This is a genomic window from Arthrobacter globiformis (assembly GCF_046536215.2).
In the GTDB taxonomy this organism is placed as follows: Bacteria; Actinomycetota; Actinomycetes; order Actinomycetales; family Micrococcaceae; genus Arthrobacter; species Arthrobacter globiformis_E.
The window spans coordinates 859,824-886,169 of the sequence record NZ_CM143421.1 but is presented as its reverse complement, the minus strand read 5'-3'; the positions used below and the strand labels follow the sequence as shown (position 1 = coordinate 886,169).

Annotated in this window: 21 protein-coding genes; 6 read left to right on the top strand and 15 right to left on the bottom strand. The window is 64.3% G+C overall.

What is annotated here, in order from left to right; genetic code table 11:
* Positions 1 to 2 precede the first annotated feature (2 nt).
* From R5O87_RS04045 to R5O87_RS03995, 11 genes are all read right to left on the bottom strand, one after another.
* A complete protein-coding gene (locus R5O87_RS04045; RefSeq protein ID WP_410557146.1) occupies positions 3 to 1,520 on the bottom strand; it encodes a helix-turn-helix domain-containing protein in 1,518 nt (505 codons plus the stop codon).
* Positions 1,513 to 2,595, bottom strand: a complete 1,083-nt coding sequence (locus R5O87_RS04040; protein ID WP_410557147.1) for a DUF917 domain-containing protein — start codon at positions 2,593 to 2,595, stop codon at positions 1,513 to 1,515. Before R5O87_RS04040 ends, R5O87_RS04045 begins: the two co-directional genes overlap by 8 nt.
* Positions 2,592 to 3,911 carry a hydantoinase/oxoprolinase N-terminal domain-containing protein gene (locus R5O87_RS04035; protein WP_410557148.1) on the bottom strand — a complete coding sequence of 440 codons (1,320 nt, stop codon included), beginning with the start codon at positions 3,909 to 3,911 and terminating at the stop codon, positions 2,592 to 2,594. The genes R5O87_RS04040 and R5O87_RS04035 overlap by 4 nt, the downstream gene beginning before the upstream one ends.
* A gap of 83 nt (positions 3,912 to 3,994) precedes the next feature.
* Entirely contained in the window at positions 3,995 to 4,978 is a 984-nt protein-coding gene (locus tag R5O87_RS04030) for an ABC transporter permease (protein WP_410557149.1), read from the bottom strand.
* 10 nt (positions 4,979 to 4,988) lie between these two features.
* Entirely contained in the window at positions 4,989 to 6,515 is a 1,527-nt protein-coding gene (locus R5O87_RS04025; RefSeq protein ID WP_410557150.1) for a sugar ABC transporter ATP-binding protein, read from the bottom strand.
* A gap of 97 nt (positions 6,516 to 6,612) precedes the next feature.
* Complete coding sequence (locus tag R5O87_RS04020; RefSeq protein ID WP_410557152.1) at positions 6,613 to 7,635, bottom strand: sugar ABC transporter substrate-binding protein; 1,023 nt, start codon at positions 7,633 to 7,635, stop codon at positions 6,613 to 6,615.
* Between the two features lie 25 nt (positions 7,636 to 7,660).
* Entirely contained in the window at positions 7,661 to 9,334 is a 1,674-nt protein-coding gene (locus R5O87_RS04015; protein WP_410557154.1) for a hydantoinase B/oxoprolinase family protein, read from the bottom strand.
* 10 nt (positions 9,335 to 9,344) lie between these two features.
* Positions 9,345 to 11,396: a hydantoinase/oxoprolinase family protein gene (locus tag R5O87_RS04010; RefSeq protein ID WP_410557155.1), complete on the bottom strand. Its 2,052-nt coding sequence runs from the start codon at positions 11,394 to 11,396 to the stop codon at positions 9,345 to 9,347.
* A 173-nt stretch (positions 11,397 to 11,569) separates the two neighbouring features.
* Positions 11,570 to 11,866, bottom strand: a complete 297-nt coding sequence (locus R5O87_RS04005) for a hypothetical protein (protein WP_410557156.1) — start codon at positions 11,864 to 11,866, stop codon at positions 11,570 to 11,572.
* Positions 11,867 to 12,203: 337 nt separating this feature from the next.
* Entirely contained in the window at positions 12,204 to 13,385 is a 1,182-nt protein-coding gene (locus tag R5O87_RS04000) for a fumarylacetoacetate hydrolase family protein (protein ID WP_410557158.1), read from the bottom strand.
* Positions 13,382 to 14,854, bottom strand: a complete 1,473-nt coding sequence (locus R5O87_RS03995; RefSeq protein ID WP_462836385.1) for an aldehyde dehydrogenase (NADP(+)) — start codon at positions 14,852 to 14,854, stop codon at positions 13,382 to 13,384. Before R5O87_RS03995 ends, R5O87_RS04000 begins: the two co-directional genes overlap by 4 nt.
* Before the next feature lie 132 nt (positions 14,855 to 14,986).
* Between R5O87_RS03995 and R5O87_RS03990 the strand changes: the two genes are divergently transcribed.
* On the top strand, positions 14,987 to 15,742 hold the full coding sequence (locus R5O87_RS03990) for an IclR family transcriptional regulator (RefSeq protein WP_410557160.1): 756 nt from the start codon (positions 14,987 to 14,989) through the stop codon (positions 15,740 to 15,742).
* 43 nt (positions 15,743 to 15,785) lie between these two features.
* Here the strand turns inward: R5O87_RS03990 and R5O87_RS03985 are convergent, their stop codons facing one another.
* Positions 15,786 to 17,000, bottom strand: coding sequence for an alpha-hydroxy acid oxidase (locus R5O87_RS03985; RefSeq protein WP_410557161.1), 1,215 nt, complete (start codon positions 16,998 to 17,000; stop codon positions 15,786 to 15,788).
* Between the two features lie 295 nt (positions 17,001 to 17,295).
* Between R5O87_RS03985 and R5O87_RS03980 the strand changes: the two genes are divergently transcribed.
* The 5 genes from R5O87_RS03980 (at position 17,296) to R5O87_RS03960 (ending at position 22,783) form a co-directional block, all read left to right on the top strand.
* Positions 17,296 to 18,777, top strand: a complete 1,482-nt coding sequence (locus tag R5O87_RS03980) for an MFS transporter (RefSeq protein WP_410557162.1) — start codon at positions 17,296 to 17,298, stop codon at positions 18,775 to 18,777.
* Between the two features lie 43 nt (positions 18,778 to 18,820).
* Positions 18,821 to 19,732 (top strand): dihydrodipicolinate synthase family protein, encoded by a 912-nt coding sequence (locus tag R5O87_RS03975; RefSeq protein WP_410557163.1) that lies wholly within the window; start codon positions 18,821 to 18,823, stop codon positions 19,730 to 19,732.
* Between the two features lie 36 nt (positions 19,733 to 19,768).
* Entirely contained in the window at positions 19,769 to 20,734 is a 966-nt protein-coding gene (locus R5O87_RS03970; protein WP_410557165.1) for a C-terminal binding protein, read from the top strand.
* Positions 20,735 to 20,787: 53 nt separating this feature from the next.
* On the top strand, positions 20,788 to 22,362 hold the full coding sequence (locus R5O87_RS03965; RefSeq protein WP_410557166.1) for a UxaA family hydrolase: 1,575 nt from the start codon (positions 20,788 to 20,790) through the stop codon (positions 22,360 to 22,362).
* 202 nt (positions 22,363 to 22,564) lie between these two features.
* Positions 22,565 to 22,783 (top strand): hypothetical protein, encoded by a 219-nt coding sequence (locus tag R5O87_RS03960; protein WP_410557167.1) that lies wholly within the window; start codon positions 22,565 to 22,567, stop codon positions 22,781 to 22,783.
* 536 nt (positions 22,784 to 23,319) lie between these two features.
* Here the strand turns inward: R5O87_RS03960 and R5O87_RS03955 are convergent.
* The 3 genes from R5O87_RS03955 to R5O87_RS03945 form a co-directional block, all read right to left on the bottom strand.
* A complete protein-coding gene (locus R5O87_RS03955) occupies positions 23,320 to 24,297 on the bottom strand; it encodes a hypothetical protein (RefSeq protein WP_410557168.1) in 978 nt (325 codons plus the stop codon).
* 248 nt (positions 24,298 to 24,545) lie between these two features.
* Complete coding sequence (locus R5O87_RS03950) at positions 24,546 to 25,130, bottom strand: hypothetical protein (RefSeq protein ID WP_410557169.1); 585 nt, start codon at positions 25,128 to 25,130, stop codon at positions 24,546 to 24,548.
* 13 nt (positions 25,131 to 25,143) lie between these two features.
* Positions 25,144 to 26,292: a zinc-dependent alcohol dehydrogenase gene (locus R5O87_RS03945; protein WP_410557170.1), complete on the bottom strand. Its 1,149-nt coding sequence runs from the start codon at positions 26,290 to 26,292 to the stop codon at positions 25,144 to 25,146.
* Positions 26,293 to 26,346 lie beyond the last annotated feature (54 nt).

Here is a 26,346-nt window from a genome sequence, read left to right as displayed (position 1 = left end):
GGTTACGTGGGATCTTTAAAAGTTCGTTTTCCTTGTGCTGTCGCCTGCAGCACGCCCAGGATCAGATGGACGGACAGCAACTCGGAAGGAGTGTCCAACGGGACGCCCAGTTCCCGCGCACGGGTCAGCCGGGCCTGGAGGGTGTTGCGGTGCACGTCGAGGGCGGCTGCAGCCACGCTTACCGCCCCGCGGTGATCAAGGAATGCTGCTACCGCAGCCACTATCGCGTCCCTGTCAGGAGAGGCCATCAGCCTTGGCAGGGTCAGCTCAGCCACCAGGGCCACAGCGTCCCTGTCGACGAATGTGGTGGCCGCGGCTACGCCCAGGCCGGCGAAGCCCAGGACCGTGCCTTGTCCCGCTGACCGGGCCGAGACAGCAGCCAGCCGCGCCTCCTGAATGATGGACGGAAGCGGTGGAGCCTCGTCCGCCCAGCGGGACAGGCCGGCCACCAGGCCCAGTTCGGCCAGGGCAGGCTGCAGCCGTGCCTTGAGCCGGAGTTCAAGCTGTGCCACAACTGCCTCGTGTGCGGCCGGAACAAGTGCCAGCCAGCCGCCGTCGACCTCCGCCAGGGGACTGCGTGCAGCGACCTTCCGCCAGAGCAGCCTCAGCACAGCGGTCAAGTCGTTTCCGGACGCGTACATGCCGCCGCTGCGGCAGATCCACACAGCCGCGTAGCATTCGTGCCGGCGCCACCCAAGCTGTGAGAGGAGGTGCCGGTGGTCTTCCTCAAAGACCCTGCCCGAAGAACCTGGGCCTTGGTCCAGCCCGGCCAGTGCCGCGGTGGGAACGGCACGGGCAGTCTCCCGCGAATTGCTCATCAACCATGCGGCCCTCACGGAAGGGGCAGCCACTTCCAGGATCGATCGGACCAGGCGTAGGTTGAGGACGCCGGAGGCGGGTACGCGCGCGGTGAGGGCGGAAGGGACGGCGGCGTTGGCAGCGCCTACGTCAACCGTGATGACCTCTGCCGGGTCCCGCGGGGCAATACCGGCTGAGGCAAGGACGATGCCGTCGTATTCCAGCGAGACGCCCACACCGTCCAGTTCACCGGAGATGGTCTTGAGGACGTCAGCAAGCGTAGTGTCCTGGGCCACGGCCCGGGCGAACCGGGCGAGCTCGGCATCCACCACGGACAGTGCGGCACCGATTTCAGCGGCCAAAGCCAAAGCAACTCCTGCGGGGTCTTCTTCCGCCGCCAAGAGGGTGATGCCCAGCCGCTCAGCCAGGCCGATCACAGCACTGGAATACGTGCTCCCGGCGACGACGACGGCGCTGGCCCGCCGCTCCCACGCATGCCTCAGTGCGGCCGATACGAGCCATCCGCCCGAGCCCATTTCTGCAGAGAGGACCACAACGGTGTTCGGCCGCACTCGCTGGATAGCCTCAAGCTGGGAGACCAGAACGACGCTTTCAATCAGGGCGCTGGCGGGGGGGAGATACAACGGGGTGGTGCCGCGCAGCGACCCGTGCGCCAGCAGGCCCGCAACATCGAGCCGGGTGTCCTTCCTCGACCTAGCCACGGTGCCGCCTTGGATGCTTGAGCGGAATGCCGAATGCAGCCGGTTCGGCCAGATCCAGCCCCGCCTCCGAGTACCATTGCGGCGCGGCATTGAGTTTGAGCACATCCACGACGTTGCCTACCGTGAGGTCGTCCAGGCTGGCCACAGAGCCGTGCTCAGAGTTGAGCAGCGTCACCATGTCGGGGACGGCCGCCGCAACGGCACCGTCCACGAGCACCAGCAGAATCTCATTCTGGATCTCCAGCCGGATGATCTGCCCGGTGGTTTCATCCTCCAGGGTCACACTGGAGGGCTGCGCCGGCAGTCCCAGGTCAGTGGGGCGGGAGAGACCTTCGATGTGGCTCACCCGCGCCCGTGCAATCCGCGTCACGCCCAGGAAGTCGGCAAGTGACAGGAATTTGCTCTCCGCCGAGGTTTCGGCGTCAAGGATCTCTCCTATGCGGATCATCCGGCTGATGGAGCCGTGGACTCCATGCTCTGCCAGCTGCCGCGCAGAACATGGATACATCACGGTGGCGGCCCAGCCGCCGAGCTCGGTGACGAGAGCGCGGACGAGAGTCTCGGCGCGCTGCGGATCACCCGCCTCCACCAGCGCCCGCTCACCGGTCACTCCCATGAGCGCTATGGGGCCGATAGCCACCCCACCGATGTTCAAGGTGGTCTGGCAGATCAGGGGAAAGACGCGCCCCATCGGATCGGAGTCGATTACAGGAAGGGAAGACTGCAGCCCCACCATCAGCGGAATGATTCCGTTGATGTTGGCGGCGGCGAGTGAATAGATGGCCCGCACCTTGCGTCCGAGCCTGGTTTCGATGGCCTCGATACAGCCCGTGAATTCGTCTCCCACGGGTGGCATGTCAGCAATGAACAGGCCTTGGGTCACCATGCCGACAGCCACCACCAAGTCCTCCGAGGCGAGTTCATCCACGGTGATGAGCTCGATGGACCTGTCCTGCATTGCCTCCTGGATCATGCTGGCGTAGACGTGGATGGCGGTGGGATCGATGGCGCAGGCCAGGAAATGGGCGCCGGTTCGGAGGTGCCCCACGTCGTCGGCCGTGAGGACGGTGCTCATGCCGTGACCCCGATGGCTTGGGCGGCCAGGGTCATTTCGACCGAATTGGACGTCCCACCAGCAGCCCGGACCCGGATCCGAACGATTCCGGGGTTCCCGTAGGGCATGGCGAAGACGTTTGATTCGATGATGCGGGTGTCTGTGGGGCTGGCACCCAACTGCACTACCGCCGAGCTGGCTTCCTCCTCGGCCCGGTGCTGCACCCGCTGCAGTTCGGCCTGTCCGCTGACCCTTTCGAGCCTGTCGATCCACGCTGTGAGCGGTGTCGCGGCACAGCCTATGAGGCCCAGGTCCCGGACACCCGGAAGTGTTGGCAGCAGGCCGTGTTCAGGCGGGGTGTCCTGGCTGGCGCGAATGTCGGCGACCACTGACGGGATGTCGGGCCGGACCGGATGGTTGGCCGTGTATGGTTCCACGATGGCGGCGTTGGTGGCGAGGCTCGCTTCATACCCTTGCCGGATAAGGCTGTGCGCAACAGGAAGGCCACTGCGGATGGTCCCCACGCTCACACCTTCATCGGCGCAGACAACCACTTCGCCGTCGCACAGCCCGCCCAGCGTTGCCACGCCGAGGATCGCCATGGCAGGTTCCGGACGGAGCGCATGCACGGGGGCTACCGCCAGCCGCGCAAGGGGCGCCCGGCCGCCGTCGTTCCTTGCATAGGACAGGGCGGCGGCGGGGAAGTGGCGCATTCCGGCCTCTTCCAGCATTGCCGCCAGCTCTTCGCCCGATTCCATCAGGGCGCTGTTAAGGACGGCTGTGTAGTCACGGTCGCGGAACACGCTTGAGTAGAAATCACTGGAGATGCTGATCCGCATGTCGCTGTTGTTGGACAGGATGGCATCCGCGATGCGGGTTTCGTGCTCGGCAGAGGCGGTGGAGCCGACGGCTGTGATGGCGACGTTCCGCACGCCTCCAGACAGGATGGAGGGCAATTCAAGCAGGAATGCGCTCAGGTCCAGCGGCGCCAGCGGCCGTCCCCGCAGGTCGTGGCCGCCGCGGACATGCACGGTCCTGGTGACTGCGGGCTCAATGAGCGCCGGCAACCTCGTGTTGTGGAACTGGTCAGCCGGAGGGCGGGGAGAGATGCGGACAGCCACGACGTCCCCTGGCTGGGCCGCGGCGAGGACGCGTCCGACGTCGGCTGTTACGTCTGTGATCAGGCTTCCGAACTGCAGGCGCAAGGAGGACAGGACGCTGTCCAGTGCGTCAGCCAGGCTGCCGGCCTGCCGCTGTTCGGCCACCGAGACGACGGAGCGTCCCTCCAGGACGAGCGCCCGGCAACTGCTGCCCTGGAGCATCAGTCCTATCCGCATTGCCGGGCCTCCTGTTCAGCTTCCTGCCGGGCCCCAGCCCCGCGATACATCCATGTCATATCTCTAGGGTCCACCCTGGACGGTCATCTGGTGGATTTGCGGAAGAACAATCCGTCGGCTGCTACGGCCACCAGGATGAGGACGCCTGTCACCACCTGCTGGTAGGTGGTATCCCAGTGCAGCAGGTTGAAACCGTTGCTGATGACGGTGAGGATCATGACTCCCACGAAGGCCCTCCACATGGCGCCCTGCCCGCCCAGGATGCTGGTGCCGCCGATGACCACAGCGGCGATGGCGGTGAGTTCGATGCCGATGGCCATGGCCGGCTGCGCCGAGCCGGCACGCGAGGCCAGGATCATCCCGGCCATTGCAGAGCAGAGGCCACTGATAGCGAAGACCGCAACGTGAATTGAGCCGGTACGGATGCCGCTGAGGCGGGCCGCTTCCTGGTTGCCGCCTACCGCGTAGATCCTGCGGCCGAAGGTGGTGCGCCACAGAACGATGCCCAGCACTATGGTCATCGCCAGCATCAAGACCGAACCGGCGGTGAGGCCGAAGAGGCTGGGCCACGTCCAGGTCTGGAAGGAAGCGAGCTGCTCAGGCAGCGGTGCGACAATTGCGCCGCCGGTGATCACGATCGCCAGGCCCCGGTAAATGATGCTCACCGCCAGTGTCCCGATGAACGAGTTGACCTTCGTGCTGACCACAATCAGCCCGGTAACCGTCCCCAGCAGGGCACCCACCAGCAAAGCCCCGAAGAAGCCGGCTGCAACGCCGAAATGCTGGGTGAGCATCACGCCCGAAATGGCGGAGACCGCGAGGGTGGCGGTGGAGGAGAGGTCAAAGACCCCGCTGATGATGCACAGCGTGGCTGCCGCGGCGAGCAGCCCCACCACGGCTGCCTGGTCGAACAGGTTGATGAAGTTGCGGCCGGTGAGGAATGTTCCGGTGTTCAGGGCCAGGAACAGCATGATGGCCGCCAGGCCAAAAACGATCCCGAAGTCTTTGAGATTGAGATTGAACTTTTTCTCTGCCGCCGCGGGCACGGCAACTGTCGTTGTGGTCATTTGCATTCACCTATTTCAGAAAAGCGGAAGTCATGACTTCATCGCGGGAGGCGTGCCGGTCGAACTCGGCAACGATGCGCCCGTGCCGCATGACATGGATACGGTGGGACAGGCCGAGCACTTCCTCGAGCTCGGAGCTGACGACGATGACTGCTGTGCCCTTCGCAGCCAGTTCAACGATGATGCTGTGGATCCGGGCTTTGGCGGCGATGTCCACTCCCCGGGTGGGTTCATCCACCAGCAGTACCGCCGGAGGGGTCAACAGCCATTTGGCGAAAAGTGCCTTCTGCTGGTTCCCGCCGGAAAGGTTGGATACAGGCTGTCCCGGGCGGGCTCCCCGCAGGTCAACCGACCTGCTGACGTCCTTGACGGCCGTCCTTTCCCTCCGTGCCCGAACGAAGCCGGCCCATGAACGTGCGGGCAGAGTCGAGAGGGCGATGTTCTCGGCGGCCGGGCGGGACATGATCAAACCCTGTTCTTTCCGGGACTCTGGAATGAGGGCGATACCGGCCTTGATGGCGTCCCGAATGGAGCTGGGGCGGATGCGGCGGCCGTTGATTTCGACGTGGCCGCCGGTGGTCCGGTCTGCCCCGAAAATGGCGAGGAGGGTCTCGCTGCGGCCGCTACCCACCAGCCCGGCGATACCCAGAATTTCTCCGCGGCGGACCTCCAAAGATATGTCCTTGACCTTGGCACTGGTCAATCCGGCCACCCGGACAACCGTCTCAGCTTCGGACGGGACCTGCGGAACGTCCGGGATAAGGAAGGCGACCTCCCGGCCCACCATCAGCCGCACGAGCGACTGCGGCGTATGGCCGGTGGCGTCTTCGGTGACGATGTGCTGTCCGTCGCGCAGAATGGTCACGCGGTCCACCAACTCCAGAACTTCCTCCAGGTAGTGGGAGACGATCAGCACGGTAGTTCCGGTACGGGCCAACCTTTTGATGACGTGCAGGAGTTTTTCCTTTTCGGCCTCGTTAAGGACTGCCGTGGGTTCGTCCATGCACAGCACCTTCGCCCCGCGGGCGAGGGCCTTCAGGATTTCCACCTGCTGTTGTTGTCCGATAGGCAGGTTCCCCACGGTTGCCCTCGGGTCCAGGTCAAAACCTGTCTCTTCCAAGAGCCGGGCAAAATGCTCGCCGTCCCGGTTGAGGGAGAGGAGACTTCCCTTATTCGACCAGCGGCCCAGGAAGACATTCTCCAGCACCGACAGGTTGGGGATCAGTGCCAGTTCCTGGGAGATGAGGGAAATCCCGTGGGAGATGGCGTCCCGGGGCGTTGTGATCCTGACCTGATGGCCGTCCAATTCCATGGTGCCTGAGTCGGCCACGATGGCACCGCCCAGGATTTTCAGCAGGGTGCTTTTCCCCGCGCCGTTTTCCCCCATGATGCCGTGGATTTCCCCGGGCCTAACGGACAGGGTGACTTCCTTCAGCACCGTGGTTGCACCGTAGCGTTTGCCGATTCCGGAGACGGTGATTTCGGGGGCGGTCCTCCGGCTGGCGTGCTCGTGTTTTTCCAACTGTTGTATAGCCATGTTGACCTCTGGAGGTGGAAGGGACTTTAGGGCCAGGGTCCCCGGGGCCGAAGCGGTCAGGCTCCGGCACCGGGGTTGCCCGCGGGAGGGGGCTGGACTAGTCCGAATACTTTGAGACGTAGTTCAGGGAATCCAGCGCCTCTTTGGTGCCCTTGCCGCTGTTGGGGGACAGGCTGGCCTCGTCGATGGCGGTTTCCACCTGCTTGCCGCGCGCCTTGGCGAGCCCCAGTTCGGTGGCCTTGGCACCGTTGGCCACGACGTCGCTGACGTAGATGGAGAACCATTTACCCGACCGGACCGCTTCGACGTTGGATACGGATGCACCGTTACCGATGAACTTAATGTCACTGTTCCCGGCGGCCGCGGCGGCTCCGGTGATGGCCTGGGAGGCGCCGATCACAACGTCCACATCAGGGTTGGCCTGTGAGACGTTCTGGAATGCCTGGCGGCCGCTGTCCTGGGTGTAGCCGCCTTCGACGCTGGCCACGAGCTTGATCTTCGGATCGGTGGCCAATTCCGCCTTCACGGCATCGGTCCGGGCGTTGTCCAGAGGCAGGGACTTGAAGCCTTCAAGGTAGGCCACCTTGCAGGTGTCGCCCTGCACCGTGGCGCAGGCTTCCTTGCCCATCTCGCCGAGCACCTTGCCATTGCGGGTGGGCAGGTCCACGATGCTGATGGCACCCGGGACCTGCGGTTCGGTGGTGTCGAACTTCGGTCCGATGACCGAGAACTCGACCACCACCGTGATGCCCGCCTGGACGGCCTGCGTCAAAGGTGCGATAAGGGCCTGGTTGTCATTCGCCTGGACGACGATCACCTCGAACTGCTTGGAGGTAACGGCATCCTGGATTTGCTGGACCTGCGTCTGGGCGCTGAAATTGGAGTCCACGAAGGTGGCGCTGGCGTTGTTGGCCTTGGCCGCCTGCTCCACGCCTAGGTATGTTCCCTGGGCAAAGCCGTTGGATTTGGCGAAACCGAAGAATCCGACGTTGAGTTTCTGGTCTGCACCGGCAGCCACTGCTTCTGTAGTGCTGTTTTGGGCCGGCGGGGTGCATGCTGAGGTCAGCAGGGCGAGGCTCATGAGGGCCATCGCTGCGGCTGGACGCTTGGTGATTTTCACGGTTAGTCCTTTCTGACGCGGAGGTTTAGTAGCCGTAGTGGGTCTTGGCAAAGTCCTCGGTGATGAATCCATTGACGATGTCGTACTCAATGTCTTCGCGGGAGCGCTTGGCCACATCTCCGAATCCACCGCCGCCCCCGACGGCCAGGCGGACCACGTCGCCGGCCTTGATTTTCCGTGCGTTGGCCTTAAGCGTCCGGACTTCGTCGTGGCGGCCGGGGTTGATCACTACTTCCGGGCCCTGGGCGTCAGATCCGCCGAAGAGGCCCCAGGCCGGTGTCTTGGACCTTTCGAACCAGAGGCCTACTACGCACTCGGCGAGGAACTCGTATTCACGGATCACCCCGTTGCCGCCGCGCCACTGGCCGGGGCCTCCTGAGTTGGGACGGATGGAGTACTCGTTGATCCGCAGCGGGTAACGGGTTTCCATCATTTCGATGGGCAGGTCCTTCAGGGAGCCGTTGACGTTGTTGATCATGGCGGACTCGCCGTCCGTGCCCTGCCAGGCGCCCCAGCCGCCCAGGGTGGCTTCCATGCTGACGAAATTCCGGCCGAAGCGGGGGTCGAAGCCGGCGGCGGTGATGATCATTGAGTCGCCGTGGCTGGCGCTGGCTACGCGGTCAGGCATGGCGGGTGCCATTGCCTTGGAGACCAGGTCGATCAGCAGTCCCAGGTGCGAGAAATACCACTGGCAGGGTGCAGGTGCCACGGCGCCGAGCACCGAGCCGGAACGCACCTGCGTGGTCAGTGGGCGGAAGGATCCGCCGTTGGAGTTGGAGTCCGGGCTGACCAGGAGCTTGTACCCCACGCGCAGGGCCGAAACGGCTTGGGCTGCGCCGCAGTTGACCGGGCCCATGGTCTGGTCTGCGGAGCCGGTGACGTCGAAGTCGACGGTGTCGCCGGCGACGGTGATCTTCAATCGGATGGGGATGGGGGTGTCCAGGTTGATGCCGTCGTTGTCCAGCACGCCGTCGGCTTCGTAGACGCCGTCGGGGATGTTACGGACGGTTTCGCGCTCGATCTCCTCGGTCTGCCGGAAGATTTCATCGCGGGCGGCGTCGAGCTGTTCCATGCCGTACCGGCCTACCAGTTCCTTCATCCGGGTGGTTCCCATCCGGAGTGCGGCGATCATCGCATGCATGTCGCCGATGGTCTGGTAAGGGAAGCGCACGTTGGTGCGGATCAGGTCCACCACGGAGGTTTCAATGCCGGCTTCCATGAGCTTGACCGGCCCCATGCGGAAGCCCTCCTGGAAGATGTCCGTGGCATCCATGGAGCCACCAACATCCTTGGACCCCATGTCCATCCAGTGCGCCCGGGTTGCGGCGAAACCGACCACGGAGCCGTTATCGAAGATCGGCGCGAAGATGGTGACGTCGTTCAGGTGGGTTCCGCCGAGGTATGAGTCGTTGAGGATCCAGACGTCCCCTTCCTGCCAGACTTCGCGACCGTACAGCTCTTCCACGGCGATGGAGCAGGTTTCGAGGTTGCCGAGGAACAGGGGGAGGCCGGCGGACTGTCCGAGGACGCGGTGTTCGGTGTCCAGCAGCGCCACCACGCAGTCCCCGCCCTCGTAGAGGATGGGTGAGTAGGCGGAGCGGATCAGGGTGGCGTTCATGTCGTCCGCGGCGCTGGTGAGCGCGTTGCGGATGATTTCAACGGTTACAGGGTCCAGGGTTTTGACTGCGGTGATTGTCATTTGTGGTACCTCAATTTCCTTCTGCGTCTTCGGTGCGGATGACCAGGGAGCCGAACTCGTCGACGGTGACGTTGAATCCGGGCGGCACCACGGTGGTGGCGGTCTGCTCAACGATGATGGCGGGACCTTCAAAGGCGTGCCCGGCGGCGAGGTCGTCGCGGCGCACCACGGTGGTCTCGTGTTCTTCGTGGTCAAAGACCACGTGGCGGATTTCGTGCTTGAACTTGGGGCTCTGTGCCCTTGCGAAGAGAGGTGCCTCCAGCCGGCCCAGGTCGCCCACCGCCTGCGTCCGCAGTGCCACGATTTCGATCGGAGCTCCGAGGTTGGAGTGCCCGTAGCGGTCGTGGTACATGGCGGAGAAGCGGGCTGCCAGGTCAGCGACGAAGGCCTCTGATTCAGGTTCGTCTGCGGAGGTCAGGGGAACGTTCAGCGAAAATTCCTGCGACTGGTAGCGAACATCCACGGAGGCAGTGGTTAGGCGGCTTTCCTCGGGGACACCCTCGGAAACAAGGGACTTCAGCCCCTCCACTTCCATCCGTCGCAGGACACCCGCCATGTCAGCCACGTCGATGTCCTCATCGAGAAAGAAGTACGGCTCGGAGAAGTCCTTGCGGATGTTGGTCTGCAGCATGCCCCATGCCGAGAACGCCCCGGGGAACCGGGGTACCACGGTTTCCGGGATTCCGAGCTCCTTGGCCAGGAAAACTGCGTGCATCGGTCCTGCGCCGCCGAATGCAACGAGGGCAAAGTCGCGCGGTTCGATGCCGCGGGAGATGGTGATGGTCCGGATGGCCTGGGCCATCTGGGAGTTGGCAACGTCGCAGATGCCTTCGGCCATGGCGATCGGGTCCAGCCGGAGTTCGTCTCCCACAGTTTTGAGGGCCGCAACGGCTGCTTCCCGGTCCAGGGCCACTTGTCCGCCTGCGAACCAGTCCGGATCCACGCGGCCGAGCACCAGGTTGGCGTCGGTGACGGTGGGTTCGGTGCCGCCCCGGCCGTAGCAGGCCGGTCCCGGGGTGGCGCCTGCAGACCGGGGGCCTACCCGGAGGCCGCCGGCTTCGAGCCATGCCACCGAGCCGCCGCCGGCTCCCACGGTGTGGATGTTGACCACACTCATGAGCATCGGCAGGCCTTCGAGGTGGGCCTCGGTGGACACATCGGGTTTGCCGTCGACAACAAGGGAAACGTCGAAGGAGGTGCCGCCCATGTCAACACCGATGAGGTTCCGGTTGCCGGACACCCCAGCCAGCTCGACGTCGCCCATCGCGCCGCCGACCGGACCGGACAGCAGCGTCTGAAGCGGACGCTTCCGGGCGGACTCGGCGGTGAGCACGCCGCCGGAGGACTGCATGATGTGCAGCGGGGCCTCCACGCCGCGGTCCGCGAGCTTCTCTTCCAGGTCCAGGAGGTAGTTGCGGACCACAGGGCCGGTGTATGCCTCGACGACGGCGGACGAGGTGCGCTCGTATTCGCGCCATTCCTTGGCCGCTTCATGCGAAAGGGAGATGGTGAAGTCTTCGCCCAGTTCTTCGAGCAGGATTTCACGGGCACGGAGTTCATGGGCCGGGTTCTTGTAGCTGAAGAGGAAGGCAACGGCCACGGCGCCGTATCCTTCCTCCAGTGCCCGGCGTGCGGCCTGTCGGACGGCCACTTCGTCGAGCGGCCGGATCTCGTGGCCCTGACCGTCGAGGCGTCCGCCGACGCCGATGACGTCCTTCCGCTCCACGAGGGGAGCGGGCTTGCGGTACTGGGCGTTGTAGAGCTCCAGGCGCGGGCCGCGGGCGATGTGATAAGAGTCCTCGACGCCGGCGGTAGCCAGCAGCAGCACGGGAACGCCGCGGCGCTCCAGGAAGGCGTTCAAGCCCTGGGTGGTGCCGTGCACCAGGAACTCGATGTCGGAAAGGTCGGTAACAATCGATTCGAGGCCGGCGATGACGCCGGCACTCAGGTTGCCCGGCGTGGTGGATGCTTTCGTCGCCTCATACGTCCCTGCGGCCTGGTCGTACGCCACGATGTCCGTGAACGTTCCGCCGATATCCATCGACACCCTGTAGTTCGGCATGTGTATCTCCTCATGGTTCTGGGGGTGGAACTTGGTGTGTGGGAAATCACGTTAGACAAGAGGGGTTTCGTGTAGCGGTGCGTCATGCACAATCCAGGACGAGGAAAAAGGGCTTGCTGCCCAAGAAGCCATATGGAGGGCCGATTCAGCAGGGGTTTTAACGACCCGAGAAATTAGTGGAAGGAATTTACGGGTGATGATGGACGCGCTCGCGGAACCACTCGCGCGTCCGTCTCCATGGACCGGGTGGGCGCGGTGCTGGGCACGGAGTCGAGCGTCCGGCCGCCGTCCAGGCCCGTCAGTAGCACTATGTCTCCCGACGGGCGGTGCGGGGCGAGTTGGATATGGTCGACGCCGGATTCGCTTACCCGGGTGCCGATTTCTGGGGTCAGCTTCCCCAGCAGGGCGGGCCAAACCACGGCGATCATCGACAGCGCCGACGCCGGCAAGACCAGGCTGACACACCGCATGCCGGCTGCTCGACGCCACGACAGGCTTGGGAGGGGGCCGGTAGTTGTGATTCCGTCGAGCTGGTGGGCGGCCGGTGGTCATGACGAGCCAGACTGGGTGGGCTTGTCACGGATTTCTGGCGAGCCGTGGGTATTGGTACACCGTCTCCCGGGCTGATTCCGTACTCAACGGCCAGGACAGTTTTGGAAATTCCACTGGTCGTCCACTTGCAGTGGCGAGCTCCCGCCGTCGTACGTCCTGCCCCTGCCATCCCTCGCCCGTCTGGCCTGGATCGCCGAAAAGGCCCAGTCTCCGTCTGCCGAGCACTGGGCCTTTCCATTGATCTTTTACACGGTACTAGCCCTGGCGGGCCGGGACCTGCACACTCCGCGAGAGGTACTCCATGAGGTCGCGGATGCCGAAACTCCACGCGGGGAGCTCTTCGGTGGTGCCCGTGGTATTGATCAGCGAGCCGAGCTGAGCGCTGCTGATGGTCACCTGGTCCGCATCGTGATGGGTGAAGCCCAGGCCTGGCTGGTCCCGGTCCTTGGTGGGCGCGAAGAGCGTGCCGGTGAACAAGGCGAATCCGTCCGGGTACTGGTGGTGCCGGCCGAAGGCGGCGCCCACCAGCTCCTCGAAGGGCCTGCTGATCCGGGACAGGCTGTTCTGCCCTTCAAGTCGGTAACCGTCCGTCCCCTCCACGGTCAGGGTGATGTCCTCGCTCCGCAGCGACTCAAGGCTGAATCCTGCATCGAAGAGGCGTACGAACGGGCCGATCGAACTGGATGCGTTGTTGTCCTTGGCCATCCCCAGCAGGAGTGCGCTGCGGCCTTCCACATCGCGCAGGTTCACGTCATTACCCAGCGTCGCCCCGCGCACCTGGCCCTTGGAGTCCACGATCAGGACCAGTTCCGGTTCCGGGTTGTTCCACTGCGAGAACGTGGGGAGGCCGATCCGGGAACCAAAACCGACGCTGGAGAGCACCGGTGCCTTGGTGAACACTTCGGGGTCCGGGCCGAGCCCCACCTCCAGGTACTGGGACCACATACCCTTGGCCGTGAGAACCTCTTTGACCTTACGGGCCTGTTCCGAACCCGGCCGGACCGTGGCGATGTCTGACCCGAGGATGGCCAGGACGGATTCCCGGACGGCCGCGGCCTTGTGGAAGTCGCCTGCGCACCGTTCCTCGATGACGCGTTCGATCATGCTGCCAACGAACGTCACGCCACAAGCCTTGATGACCTGCAGGTCCACCGGGGCTAGGAGGTGGGGGCATTCGCGGTCCTGCGCCAGTGAAGCATTCAGCAGTGCGGCGAGGTCCCACCGCGGTGCCTCGCGGGTGGAGGTGATCAGCCCCGCCGGGTCTTCGGAGTCCATCAGTTCCGAGACGGTGCCGACGTGCTCCGTGTGGTCGTAAACGTCGTGTCCGCTCACGGAGACAACGCGCGGTCCGCCGGACTCGGGGTCCCAGACACGCCCCACCAGGAGGGCGCGGTCGGCGTCAACGGGCAGGATCTGGCTTGCGGTAACAGTTGTCATCGTGCTTCTGCTTTCTGTCCGGCAGGTTCATGGATTCCATCCACGCGCCGTGCAATGTTCCAGGGGTTGTCCTCACGCAGCGCAGGCGGAAGCTGCTCAGCGGCGAAGGAGTCATAGGCCACGGGGCGCATGAACCGTCCGATGGCCGCCGTGCCTACTGAGGTGGTGGAGGCGGCGGTGGTGGCGGGGTAGGGACCGCCGTGCTGCTGCGCGTAGGTGACGCTGACTCCTGTTGGCCAGGCGTTCCACACCAGGCGTCCGCTCCGTTCGCGCAGCACCGTCAGCAGATCATTGAGCTGCTCCTCGGGCTCGCCGTGGACAGTGGCGGTCAGCTGGCCCTCCAGCAGTCCGGCCAGCTCGGCGAGGTTGGTTCCGGGGCGGTAGCGGATCAGGAGGGTGGCGGGGCCGAACATCTCCTGCTCCAGCAGCTCCGGTTGCGCCAGGACGGTCTCGGCCGTGGTGGCCAAGACAGTGGGACGGGGAGCTTCAGAGCCGTCGCCCCGCACCAGCACGTCCACGCCATCGGCGGACCGTACGTTTCCCAGCGCGGCGTCGAAACCCTCGCGCAGCTTCGGGCTGAGGAGCGGGGCCACGCTCTTGGCATCGAGTTCCTGCTGAAGAAAACCCGCCACGTCATCCGAATCCTGCACGGGTGCGAACAACAGTCCCGGCTTGGTGCAGAACTGGCCCATGCCCGCAGTGAAGGAGGCGGCGTACCCGGAAAGGATGGCCTCCCTGCGAGCAGCCCAGGCCTGCTCCGTGACGAACGCGGGGTTGATGCTGCCCAGTTCTCCATAGAAGGGGATGGGGGTGGGCCGCCGGCAAGCCCGGTCGAAGAGTGCCCGGCCGCCGGCCGTGGAACCCGTGAATCCGATGGCCTTGGTCAGTGGGTGGTCCACGAGCGCTTCCGCTGCCTGCCGGCCCACCACGGCGGAGAAGAGTCCCTGCGGCGCCCCTGCCGCGGCAAGGGCTTCCTCCACGATGGCGGCGGTCCGCAGGGCCAGCTGCAGGTGTCCTTCATGGATCTTGTGCACCACCGCGCAGCCGGCAGCCAGGGCGGAGGCGGTATCGCCGCCCATCACGCTGAAGGCAAAGGGGAAGTTGGAGGCACCGAAGACGCCTACGACGCCGAGCGGCACGTTGACCCTGCGCAGGTCCGGCCGGGGGCCCATGCCCCAGTCCGGGTCGGCGTGGTCAATGACCGCGTCCAGGTGATCGCCTGCGATAATTTCGCTGCGGAAGAGGCGCAGTTGAAAGACGGAGCGCTTCAGTTCGAAGCGCAGCCGGCCCTCGTCCAGGTGCGTTTCCTGTGCTCCGAGGCCCACAAGCTCATCTGCGTTCGCTTCCAACGCAGAGGCGATGGCCTCAAGCCAGGAGCCGCGGACATCCGGTTCCACGTCGCGGGCTTTTTCGTAGGCCGCATGTGCGGCCAGGATTTGCTGTTCGACCTGTTCGGGAGTTGATTTCATCTGGTTTTCTCCTGGATTTCTTTCTTGGTCACGCACCACGTTCTCTTTTCTCGAACGACGTGCGATATTTCGAACGATACGCGTACACTGGGAGCTGCATGAAGCCATGGCTCCCTACCGAAAGGACACACAGTGCCCCGCTTGACCCCCGCCGTCGTCAGGAGCCTTGACGTTCTGGAGCTCTTCATGGACGCCCGGCACGGGCTCTCTGCCCCCGAGGTGGTGCAGCGGACCGGGCTTCCCCGGACCACCGTCCACGAACTGCTCACCACCCTGACCGAGCGCAATTACCTCCGCCGGGACGATGCCACTGCCACCTATCACCTGGGCCTGAGCGTCTTCCGGCTGGGCAACGCGTTCGCCGAACGGCTGGACCTGCACGCCGTCGGGCTGCGCATTGCCCAGTCCGTCGCCAAGGAATGCGACGAGACCGTCCACGTGGGCATTCTGGACGGCGCGGACGTGGTGTACATCTGCAAGGTGGACAGCACCCAGTCCGTGCGCATGGTCTCGCGCATGGGCGGCCGAGTTCCGGCCAGCTGCACCGCGGTGGGCAAGGGCCTCCTGGCGTACCTGCCGGACGGTGAACGCAAGCGGCTCTTCAAGAAGGGCCTCGCCAAGCTGACCCCGAAAAGCATCACCGAGCCCCATGTGCTGGCCAACGTGCTGGATGAGATCCGCGCTTCCGGGCTGGCCTTCGAGTCCGGGGAGTCCAATCCTGATGTTTCCTGCGTGGCTGCTCCGGTGCGGGACCACACCGGAGCAGTCGTTGCGGCGTTGAGCATCTCCGTCCCGGACATGCGCTGGAACCAGCGCCCGGTAGAGGAATGGTCGGCACTGGCGGCCGACGGCGCTGCCCGCTTCAGTTCCGAGCTCGGCTACCGCTGAGGTGACGGAGAGGGCGGCGGCTCCTGGGCCGCCGGCCTGGCCGTCAGCCCGCCAGCGCCACATGGTCGCCAGAAATGCCGGCAGTGGACTTCACACCCAGCAACTGCATTGACCGCACGTACTGGGAGCGCAGGATCTTCACCGCGTGGGCGGCGCCGCGTTCTCCGCCGGCCATCAGGCCGTACAGGTAGGCCCGTCCCACCATCGCCGCGTCCGCACCCAGGCCGACGGCGGCGAGGATGTCGCTGCCGGACATGATTCCACTGTCGATCAGCACCGTGGGCCCGGACCCCAATGCTTCGCGTACCTGGGGGAGGATCCGGAGGATCGTGGGGGAGCGGTCCAGCTGCCGTCCCCCGTGGTTGGAGAGGACCAGTCCGTCGCATCCCAACTCCACCACCCGTTCAGCATCCTTGATGGTCTGGATGCCCTTGACCAGCAGCTTGTGGGGCCACACCTGCCGCAGCCAGGCGATGTCCTCAAACGTCAGGGCGGGGTCGAAGACCTGGTCCGCTACCTCTGCCGAGTTGCCGCCGAAGCCGCGGAGTGAAGCGAATTCGATGGGCGGGGTGGTGAGCTTGTCGAACCACCAGGAAGGGTGCAGGGCCATGTCCGCAAAGGTCTTGGGCGACAGCGTGGGCGGGATTGTGAGCCCGTCACGCAGCTCCCTGACCCTTGCGCCGCCCACCTGGGTATCCACGGTGACCATCAAAACCTTGTAGCCGCTGTCCAGGACGCGCTGCAGGAGGCCCTCGGTTTTGCTCCTGTCCTTCGCGATGTAGAGCTGGAACCAGTTGTTGCCGTCGGGAACGGCACTGGCCAGGTCCTCCACCGTGGTGGTGCCTACCGTTGAGAGGGTGTACGGGATGTTGTTCCGGGCGGCCACCCGGGCCACCGCCTTTTCGCCGTCGTTGTGCATCATCCGGGTGTAGCCGGTGGGCGCCAGGACCAGCGGGAAGTCAATGGTCTGGCCCAGGAGTTCGGTGGAAGGATCCGGATCCGAGACGTCACGGAGCACGGCAGGGGAGAACTCCACGTCGCGGTAGGCCTGCCGGCACCTGGCGATGGTGATCTCTTCTTCGGCGGCACCGTCCGTGTAGTTGAAGACAGCCTTAGGCGTGGTCTTCTGTGCCATCGCGCGAAGGTCCGCGATGGTGAACGCCCGGGCCAGCCTTCGCTGCACGGGATCCAACTCGAAGCTCCGGAACTGGACGAGTTCTCGGATCTCGGACCACTTGGGCAGTTGACGGTCATCCATACGGGAGAGCCCCCTTCATGTTCGAAATTTAGTACGTTAGTCAAATCTCCAGACCGCCGGGAGCTGGTTGAGCGCCCATGTCGTCGGAGACTCCTTAGTGCCGGTTTTGCTTTTGCGACAAGCTTTTCGGGCTAGTTCCCGGGCTCTGCTTGACGCTCCCGGGGCTGTCTCCCTAGACTCCTTAGTGTTCCCGATCACCCTATCGCAGCAACCGCATGATCGCCACTTCGATCAACGTTCGAAATCTCGAACCAGCGAAAACACACAAAGCAGTGCGCTTTCGAAAGGACCCTCAATGTCAGCAGTGCCAAATTCCGCTGCCCCCGCCAGCGGACGGCTCATCCTGCGCTCCGCGCAGGATGTCACCGACCTCATCAACAGCGGGACCCTCCAGAAGGGCAAATCCTTTGCCATTACCCTGATCGCCCTGGGCGGCATCTTCCTGGACGCCTACGACTTCACCTCGCTGGCGTTCGGCATGCCTTACATCGCCAAGGACTTCGGCCTCACTCCCGGAATGCTCGCCCTGGTGTCAGCATCGATCATGGTGGGCGCACTCGTTGGTTCCGTGTTCGGCGGCTACTTCGTAGACAAGCTGGGACGCTTCAAGGTCTTCATGGCCGATATGGTCTTCTTCGTCGTCGCCGCAATCGCCTGCGCCATCGCTCCGGACGTCTGGACCCTCATCATTGCCCGCTTCATCATGGGCGTAGGCATCGGCGTGGACTTCCCGGTCGCCTTCAGCTTCCTGGCCGAGTACGCCTCCCGGAAGAAGAAGGGCGGCACCGTGTCGCTCTGGCAGCCCATGTGGTACGTGGCCGTCGCCTCCACCTTCGCGCTTCTTATCCCCGTTTACTTCCTGTTCCAGAACATGCACTGGGGTGAAAACCACATGTGGCGCATCGTGGTCGGATTCGGTGCAGTACCGGCCATCCTCATCATGATCTTCCGCCAGAAGTACATGGCCGAGTCGCCGTCGTGGGCAGCCCAGAACCTGGGCCTGCACGAAGCAGCCAAGATCCTCAAGCAAACCTACGGCGTGGACGCCGAAGTGGCCCCGGACGCCGTCGACCCCCGCGCGGAGCGCAAGCAGTTCCAGATGACGCTAACCCAGGCCTGGGGCAAGCTGGTGAGCAAGAAGTACCGCGGCCGGACCGTGCTGTCCGCAGTCATCAATGCGGGACAGTCCATGGAGTACTACGCCGTCGGCTTCTTCGTCGGCCAGATTGTCCTCGCCATGCTGCACACCCAGAACGTGATGACCAACATCATCTCATCCCTCATCCTCAACCTTTGCTTCGGCGTCACCGGCGGATTCATCGGTGCCCGGCTCTCCGGCAGGATCGGCCCGCGCAAACTCGCGCTGTTCGGATTCTGCGGCACGTTCGTCTGCATGGTGATCGCAGGTAGCCTCAGCAACGTTCAAGGTGCCTGGTCGTTCGTCGGTGCGGTGGTCATCGGCCTCCTGATCTTCTGCCACGCCGCTGGCCCAGGTGCCCAGGGAATGACCATGGCCACCATGTCCTACCCCACCTCGCTGCGCGGTGCCGGCACGGGCTTCACCCAGATCGGCGTCCGGCTCGGCGCGATCGCAGGCCTGGTGTTCTGGCCCCTGGCCACGGCCGCCTGGGGAACCAGGGCGCTGCTGGTACTCGCCGCTGTTCCCGCCATCGCCATCGTGGTGATCCTGGTCAACAAGTGGGACCCGCACGGCCGCGACATCGACGCCGAGGACTACGAAGACGAAACCGCCCCGGTCCTGGCCAGCAGCCCCTGAACCAGCGGCTGCCCCTTCTCTCCAACCCATAAAAGGACAACCTATGAGTGCCATCACTGGCGTAATGCCGGTAGCGCCCACCATTTTCGCCGACAACGAGGAACTGGACCTCGACGGCCAGCGCCGCGTGCTGGACTACCTCGTGGACGGAAAATCCGACGCCGTCTGCATCCTCGCCAACTACTCCGAGCAGTTCTCCCTGACCGATGACGAACGCGAGGCAGTGCTCCGGACCACCATGGAGCATCTTGACGGACGGATGCCGGTCTGTGTCACCACCAGCCACTTCAGCTCCCGGATCGCCCGGGAACGCAGCCTCCGTGCGCAGGAACTTGGCGCCGAAATGGTCATGCTGATGCCGCCGTTCTTCGGGGCGACCATGAAAGTGGACGACGAGGCGGTACTGGAGTATTTCAAGCGCCTGGCGGACGGACTGGACATCGACATTATGATCCAGGATGCGCCCATGAGCACCACGCCCCTGTCCGTGGGGCTCCTGGCCCGCATCGCGCAGGAGGTTCCGCAGGTGAGGTACGCCAAGATCGAGATGCCCCAGGCGGCGGACAAGCTGCGCGCCCTCGGCGCCGCCGCCGGGCCCGCATTGCCCGGACTTTTCGACGGCGAGGAAGCCATCACCCTCATCCCCGACCTTGAGGCGGGGGCCCAGGGCACGATGAGCAGCTGCATGGTGCCGGACGAGCTGGGCCAAATCGTGCGGGATTTCCATGCAGGGGAACGGGACAAAGCCATTCATGCCTGGGAAAACCTGCTTCCGTTCATCCACTTCGAGAACCGGCAGTGCGGCCTGCGGGCAACGAAAGTCCTGATGAAGGAGGGCAACATCATTGCCAGCGACAGGACGCGCCAGCCCGTGGGGGAGCTGAATCCGGACACCCGGGCGCAGCTTGTGGAAATGGCCAAACGCAAGGACCCGCTGATTCTCCGCTGGGCGTGAGAGTCAACGGACGGACCGGGGAAAGGGAGGATGAACATGCCGCGCATAGTCATCACGGACTACGAATTTGAATCGATAAGCCAGGAGCAGGCGGTGGCGGAGGCCAACGGCGTGGAGCTGGTGCGGGCCCACTGCAGGACCGAGGACGATGTCTTGGCGGCTGCGGCGGAGGCGGACGGGCTCATCGTCCAGTACGCCCCCATCACAGAACGCGTCCTCAGGAACCTGCCCCGCCTGAAGGCTGTGAGCCGGTATGGGGTGGGCGTGGACACCATCGACGTGCCGGCTGCAACGGAATGCGGTGTGGCCGTGTCCAACGTGCCCGATTACGGCGTGGAGGACGTCAGTGACCACGCGATTGCCCTCGCCCTGACGCTGGCCCGCGGCATTCCGGACCTGGACAGGGGAGTTCGGGCGGGGCGGAACCTCCTCGACTCGGTCAAGCCGCTCCGCCGCTTCTCCTCCCAGACGTTCGGAGTGGTGGGGCTCGGCCTGATCGGAGCGGCAACAGCAGCCAAAGCCAAGGCCCTTGGCTTCCGCCCCCTCGGGTACGATCCCCTCCACACCCCGGGGACGACCACCACGGAGGGCATCGAGGTGGTCTCCTTTGATGACCTCCTGGCGGCATCCGACGTCGTATCCCTGCATGTCCCGTTGAACAAGCACACCCACCACTTGATCAACGCACGCACGCTGGAGCAGTTCAAGGAGGGGGCCATGATCGTCAACACCTGCCGCGGCGGCGTAATTGACACCGCGGCCCTCATCGATGCGCTGAAAATCGAAAGGATCCGGGCTGCCGGCCTGGACGTCTTTGAGGAAGAGCCTCTTCCGCTCAACAGCGCGCTGCTGGATCTGGACCGGGTGGTGCTGACCCCGCACACCGCGTGGTACACGGAGGAATCCAGCGACGAACTCAAGCGGCGCACCGCGGAGAACGTGGTGGACGCCTGCCTGGGCCGCCGGCCGCGCAACATCGTCAACCCCGAGGTCCTCCCCTAGTCACCGATCCCGGTCACCTGCTAGCGGAGATGGTTAGAAGTAAAGGCAAGAACATGAATACACCGACGCACTTGGTCCCGGACCCGCAGCTTGGCGCGGACACAGGTCTGTTGGTCCTGCACCCCGAGGACAATGTGGCGACTGCCCTCAGGGTAATTCCCGCTGATAGCCGGGTGTCCTTCGGCGGGGGTGACCTGATGGCCCAGGACGAGATTCCCACCGGCCACAAGGTGGCGTTGCGGTCCATCGAGGCCGACGAGCCGGTCAGGAAATATGGCCAGATCATTGGTTTCGCGGGGCGTGCGATCCGGGAGGGCGAACATGTTCACGTCCACAATGTTGCCTACCGGGAATTCGACCGGGCCGGCGATTTTGGAACGGCCCTGCGGAAGACCGACTTTGTGCCCGAAAGCGAGCGCGCAACGTTCCAGGGGTACCGGCGGATGAACGGTTCCGTCGGTACCCGGAACTACGTTGGGATCCTGACTTCGGTCAACTGCTCCGCCACGGCCGCGAAGCTCATCGCGTCCCGGATCGAGAACAGCGGTGTCCTGGACGGCTACCCCAACGTGGACGGCGTGGTGGCGCTCACGCATTCCTCCGGATGCGGGACAGGTGGTGAGGGCAACTACGGGTTCGAGGTGCTGCAGCGGACCCTCCAGGGCTACGCGAACCACCCGAATTTCGCCGCCATCCTGGTCCTGGGGCTGGGCTGCGAGGTGAATCAGATCGCCGGCCTCACCGCCGGGTGGTCGCTCAGCCCTGACAAGTCGGTTTCCAGCATGACCATCCAGGCGCAGGGCGGCACCCGGGCCACGGTAGCCGAAGGCGTGCGCCGGATTGAGGAACTGCTCCCCGAACTCGATAAGGCACGGCGGACAACCGTTCCGGCGTCGGAACTTATTCTCGCCATGGAGTGTGGCGGCTCGGATGCGTTCTCCGGGATCACCGCCAATCCCGCTCTTGGTGCTGCCGCGGACATCCTTATCAGGCACGGTGGCAGTGCTGTGTTCGGTGAAACTACGGAGATCTACGGGGCGGAGCACCTGCTGACGTCCCGTGTGGACTCCCAACTCACGGCGGACAAGCTCAATGAACGGATCCGCTGGTGGGAGCAACATGTGGCCGTGGACGGATCGTCCATTAACAACAACCCATCTCCGGGGAACAAGGCGGGTGGACTCACCACCATCCTCGAAAAGTCCCTTGGGGCGGTGGCGAAGGGCGGAACCACAAACCTGGCAGACGTCGTCGAGTACGCCGAGCCCATCACCGCCCGTGGCCTCGTTTTCATGGACACCCCGGGATACGACCCCGTCAACGCGACCGGTTTGGTCGCCGGCGGCGCCCAGGTGCTTGCGTTCACCACCGGCCGCGGTTCAGCCTTCGGCTGCAAGCCCACGCCGAGCATCAAGCTCTCCACGAACACCGCGCTTTACGAGCGGATGCAGGACGACATCGATGTGAACTGCGGGGCCGTGGCGGACGGGCAGCTGAGCATCGAGGAGATGGGACAGCAGATCTTCGACCTCGTCCTCCGGGTCGCGTCGGGCGAAGAAACCAAAAGTGAGCAACTGGGGTACGGGGACAACGAATTCGTCCCCTGGCAGCTGTCTACAGTTCTTTGAATGGAGGACCTCAGCTTCCGCAGCCGTGGCTGGCAGCGTCCTCGTCCCCTTGGCGGAAGGCGTCCTCAAGGGGAAACCGCAGGCGGTGGAGGAATCCTGAAATTGTCCTTCCTGCAGAGACATCCGCAGAGCCCAAGTTAGGCCCGTTCGCCTCATCTTCGCCGGGCTGCCTGCAGCGGTTTCCGACCACCTTAATGAGGGAGTGGCAACCTTCCTCGGACGTGCCGACCACATTGATCTGCATGCGGTCTCGGTAACCGAAGTGGAGCGATCCTTCACGGAAACCTTTGCCTCCGCCGACATGACCCTCACCGCGCAACTGGCCGGGACGGTGCGGAAGCCACCCGGCATCTACCCGTTCCTGTCCAATGATGGGCTATTACTTGTGGCAGGAAGCCGAAAAACGCACCAGACGGCATAGATGCTGCCGCGGTCAGCCGGGCCGCGCTGCTGGCCGTCGCCGAAATGCGCATGTAGTCATCGAAGCAGCACTTTCAACTACATCCGGACGAGACCGGATTTCCTGCAGGCAATGGCAGAAGACCAGGTGCATCATCCACCACACACATCGTCCGACGGACCGGTATGCGGCCGAATGGGCCATACAGCAGCCGTTTCGCGTCTTCTCCAGGACGACACCGGCTGGTGGCTCCGTGCGCCTAAATGCCATCTGCGCCATTGGACCTTCGCGATTAGCCGATCCACGGTAGGATTCCCGTGCGTCGAGCGAGGCCTGCTGCGCCCTCGAACGCCCAGCTTCTGAGGCGGTGATGCTGAAGGCGGTGTTCGCGGACCATAAGGTCGGGGTAGAAGAAAAACGTTGCCTGCGTCGCTGGCATTGCGCTGCATCGGGTCGTAGGGGAATTCCAATCCCTTGTCCGAGAAAGCCGTTCGAAAAGGCCTCGGACTTTTTTCGATGGTCCCAGCTGCGCTCCAGAATCACGGTTCCCGTACGGCCTAGGTTCTCTCGCTTGCGAGGCGGTTGCGGCGCTCCTCCTCACGTTTGGAGTACGCGGCCGCCCGGATTGCCTCCTCCGACTCCAGCCCCGTGCCAAGGGCACCACCGACGGTCGCCGCCGACGCGACAAACCAGCTCAGGACGAACAGGTCGCCATAGCCGAGCGTCGTGTGGAGGTAGCCGCCCATCACGGCCGGGTCAAGGACGAACAAGGCCCAGGACAGGTTCACGATGTAGAGCGCCAGGTAGCAGATAATTACCCCGATGGTCAGGGTTATCAGCGTAGAGGTGTTGTAAAGACGGGACCTTTCCCTGGCATCGGCAGAGCTGTCGTCGGGTCGGTCCCACAACTCTCCGTCGATCACGAGCCAGGCAACAACGAGGGCAATGGAGGCGATCGTCGCCACGATGAGGCGCCACGGTGACAGGGAGCCGGCGAGCAGCCAAACCGTTGAGTTGATCGTGGCCACCGCCCCTGTTGCCAGCGCTGCCACGAGGGCGGACTTGAGCCCAGGCACGAGGAGCCACGGACGGTTCGCAAGCACCATTCCCACGAGCAGCCGCCAACGGCTGGTGAAGCGGGGCATAGGCTCGCTTTGCCGGGCCGCCGCATGGTCTGCCATGCCGCTGACGATCGCGCGCACTGCATGCCGGGCGCGCTCCCGCATGGCGAACCCGCCGAGTGCCGGCAGCGACAGCACGGCTGTGCGTTGCCGGGGGTCGGTCTCGGCGAGCAGATACCGGCCGTCATCCTCATCACGGAACGGAAGTTCGGTCAGCCCGATAACGATGTCCCATTCGTGCTGACGGGCGTGATCGCGAAGCCGTGCCAATGCAGTTTCGACATCCTCGCAATCCATGGCGAACGGTTCGCTCACGAGCTCGATGTCCCAGCCCTCGCGATCGTCCCCGCTCGGCGGCTGAATGTCGCTCAGCAGGCGCGCGATCTTCGTAGGCGCGGCGGGGTCCGCCATCATCCCAACTCTTATCCGTTGCGTCACGGTAGGCCACCGAAAAGGGCGGGGGTGAACTCTTTTGGCACGATTTCTCTCCTCACGATTCAGCGCAACCCACGTGTGCAGGCTTCCGTGTCGCTTTCTTAGCCCGGTCCTGAGCGCGGTCTCCATCGCCCTTGCCGGCGAGTCTCGGCCGGGATGACATGCGGGTGTCACCAGAAGATTGTTGGTGACACCCGTGGTTCGCCGCCCCATCACAGCAGTTGTTGTCAGGCTGTGCGGTGCTTTTGGAGGGCCCTGAATGCGGCTACAGCCCCTAGGCCCGCCAGTACCCAGGGGCCGCCGACGATTAACGGGTCGATCCACTGGTGGTTGTTGTCGGCGCGTTTTTGCCCGAACCGTGAGCGGACGCCGTGGGCCGAGAACTCGCTGAGGACGCCGGTTTCGGTGACGGGGTTATCGGGACGGAAGGTGACAAATGACTTCAGGTGGTGTTCCCAGGCGTCGACCCGGTCGGCGGCGATGAGCAGCAGCCAGTGCGCGGCCCGGCCCTCGCTGTATTTGTAGGCGTACTTCCGGATGGCGCCCGAGGCCCCGGCAGGGGGTGTCGATGTGCCGAAAACGGGGGTAAGGAAAGCGTGCTCGACGGACCGTTCCCTGGGCCATTTCTCCGGTTGGCGTTCGGGGAAGTCCCAGTGCGCGCCGGTCTCAATGCCGGGTTGCTCGCGGGGGTATGAGGGTCGGTCGGCTGGGTTGAGGTCAGCTCCCCATCCCGGGATCTGCGCCCGCAGTTCCTCCGTGGACTTTTTCAGGGCGGGTTTACTGGCAACGTAAGGTGTGGCTGTCTCGGACATGGTGCATTTCCTTTCAGGACTGGCCGGCGACAACGAGGGGCTTGATGATGTTGTCCAGTTTGGCGGAGAAGATGTGGTAGCCCTCGGCGATGTGTTCCAGTGGTATACGGTGGGTGACGATGTCGCTGGGCTTGAGGTAGCCGTTGCGGATGTGCTCGAACAGCCGCGGCCACTGCCGCTTGACCGGGCACTGGTTCATCCGCAGGGTCAGGCCCTTGTTCATGGCGTCGCCGAATTTCACGGCGCTGAAGATCGGGCCGTAGGCGCCCACCACGGAAACGGTGCCGCCCTTGCGGACGGAGTCGATGGCCCAGTTGAGGGCGATGGGGGAGCCGCCCTGCAGTTTGAACTTGCTGCTTGTGACGTGCTGGAGGAAGTTGCCGTCCGCTTCGGCCCCCACCGCGTCTATGACGACGTCGGCGCCCAGGTAGTCGGTCTCCTTCTTGAGGTGCACCACGATGTCGTCGTACTCGGCAAAGTTGTATGTTTCGGCGTGCGTGAAGGTGCGGGCCTTTTCAAGCCGGTACTCCAGATGGTCGATCACGATCACCCGCCCGGCGCCCATCAGCCAGGCGGATTTGGCGGCGAACAGTCCCACCGGGCCGGCGCCGAACACCACCACGGTGTCGCTCTCCACGATGTCGCCCAGCTGGGCGCCGAAGTAGCCCGTGGGACAAGCGTCCGTGAGCAGTACGGCGTCCTCTTCGTCCATCCAGTCCGGAATCTTGGACGGGCCGACGTCCGCGAAGGGGACGCGCACGAATTCTGCCTGCCCGCCGTCGTAACCCCCGCAGGTGTGCGAGTAACCGTAGATGCCGCCCACCGCCGTCGCATTGGGATTGACGTTGTGGCAGTTGGAGTACAGGCCACGGGCGCAGAAGTAGCAGGACCCGCAGAACACGTTGAACGGCACCATCACCCGGTCGCCAACCGCCAGGTTCTGCACAGACGATCCCACCTCGTGCACGGTGCCGACGAACTCGTGCCCGAACGTCATGCCCACCCGGGTGTCCGGCATCATGCCGTGATAAAGGTGTAGGTCGGACCCGCAAATTGCACCCTTGCTGACCCGCACAATGGCATCGTTTGGGTGCTCGGTCTTCGGAATGTCTTTTTCTTCGACCCGGACTTTGTACGGGCCCCGGTACACCATGGCGCGCATCAGGACCACGCCCTGGAAATCGCTCGTGTCAACATCGAAAATTTCTCCTCTCCG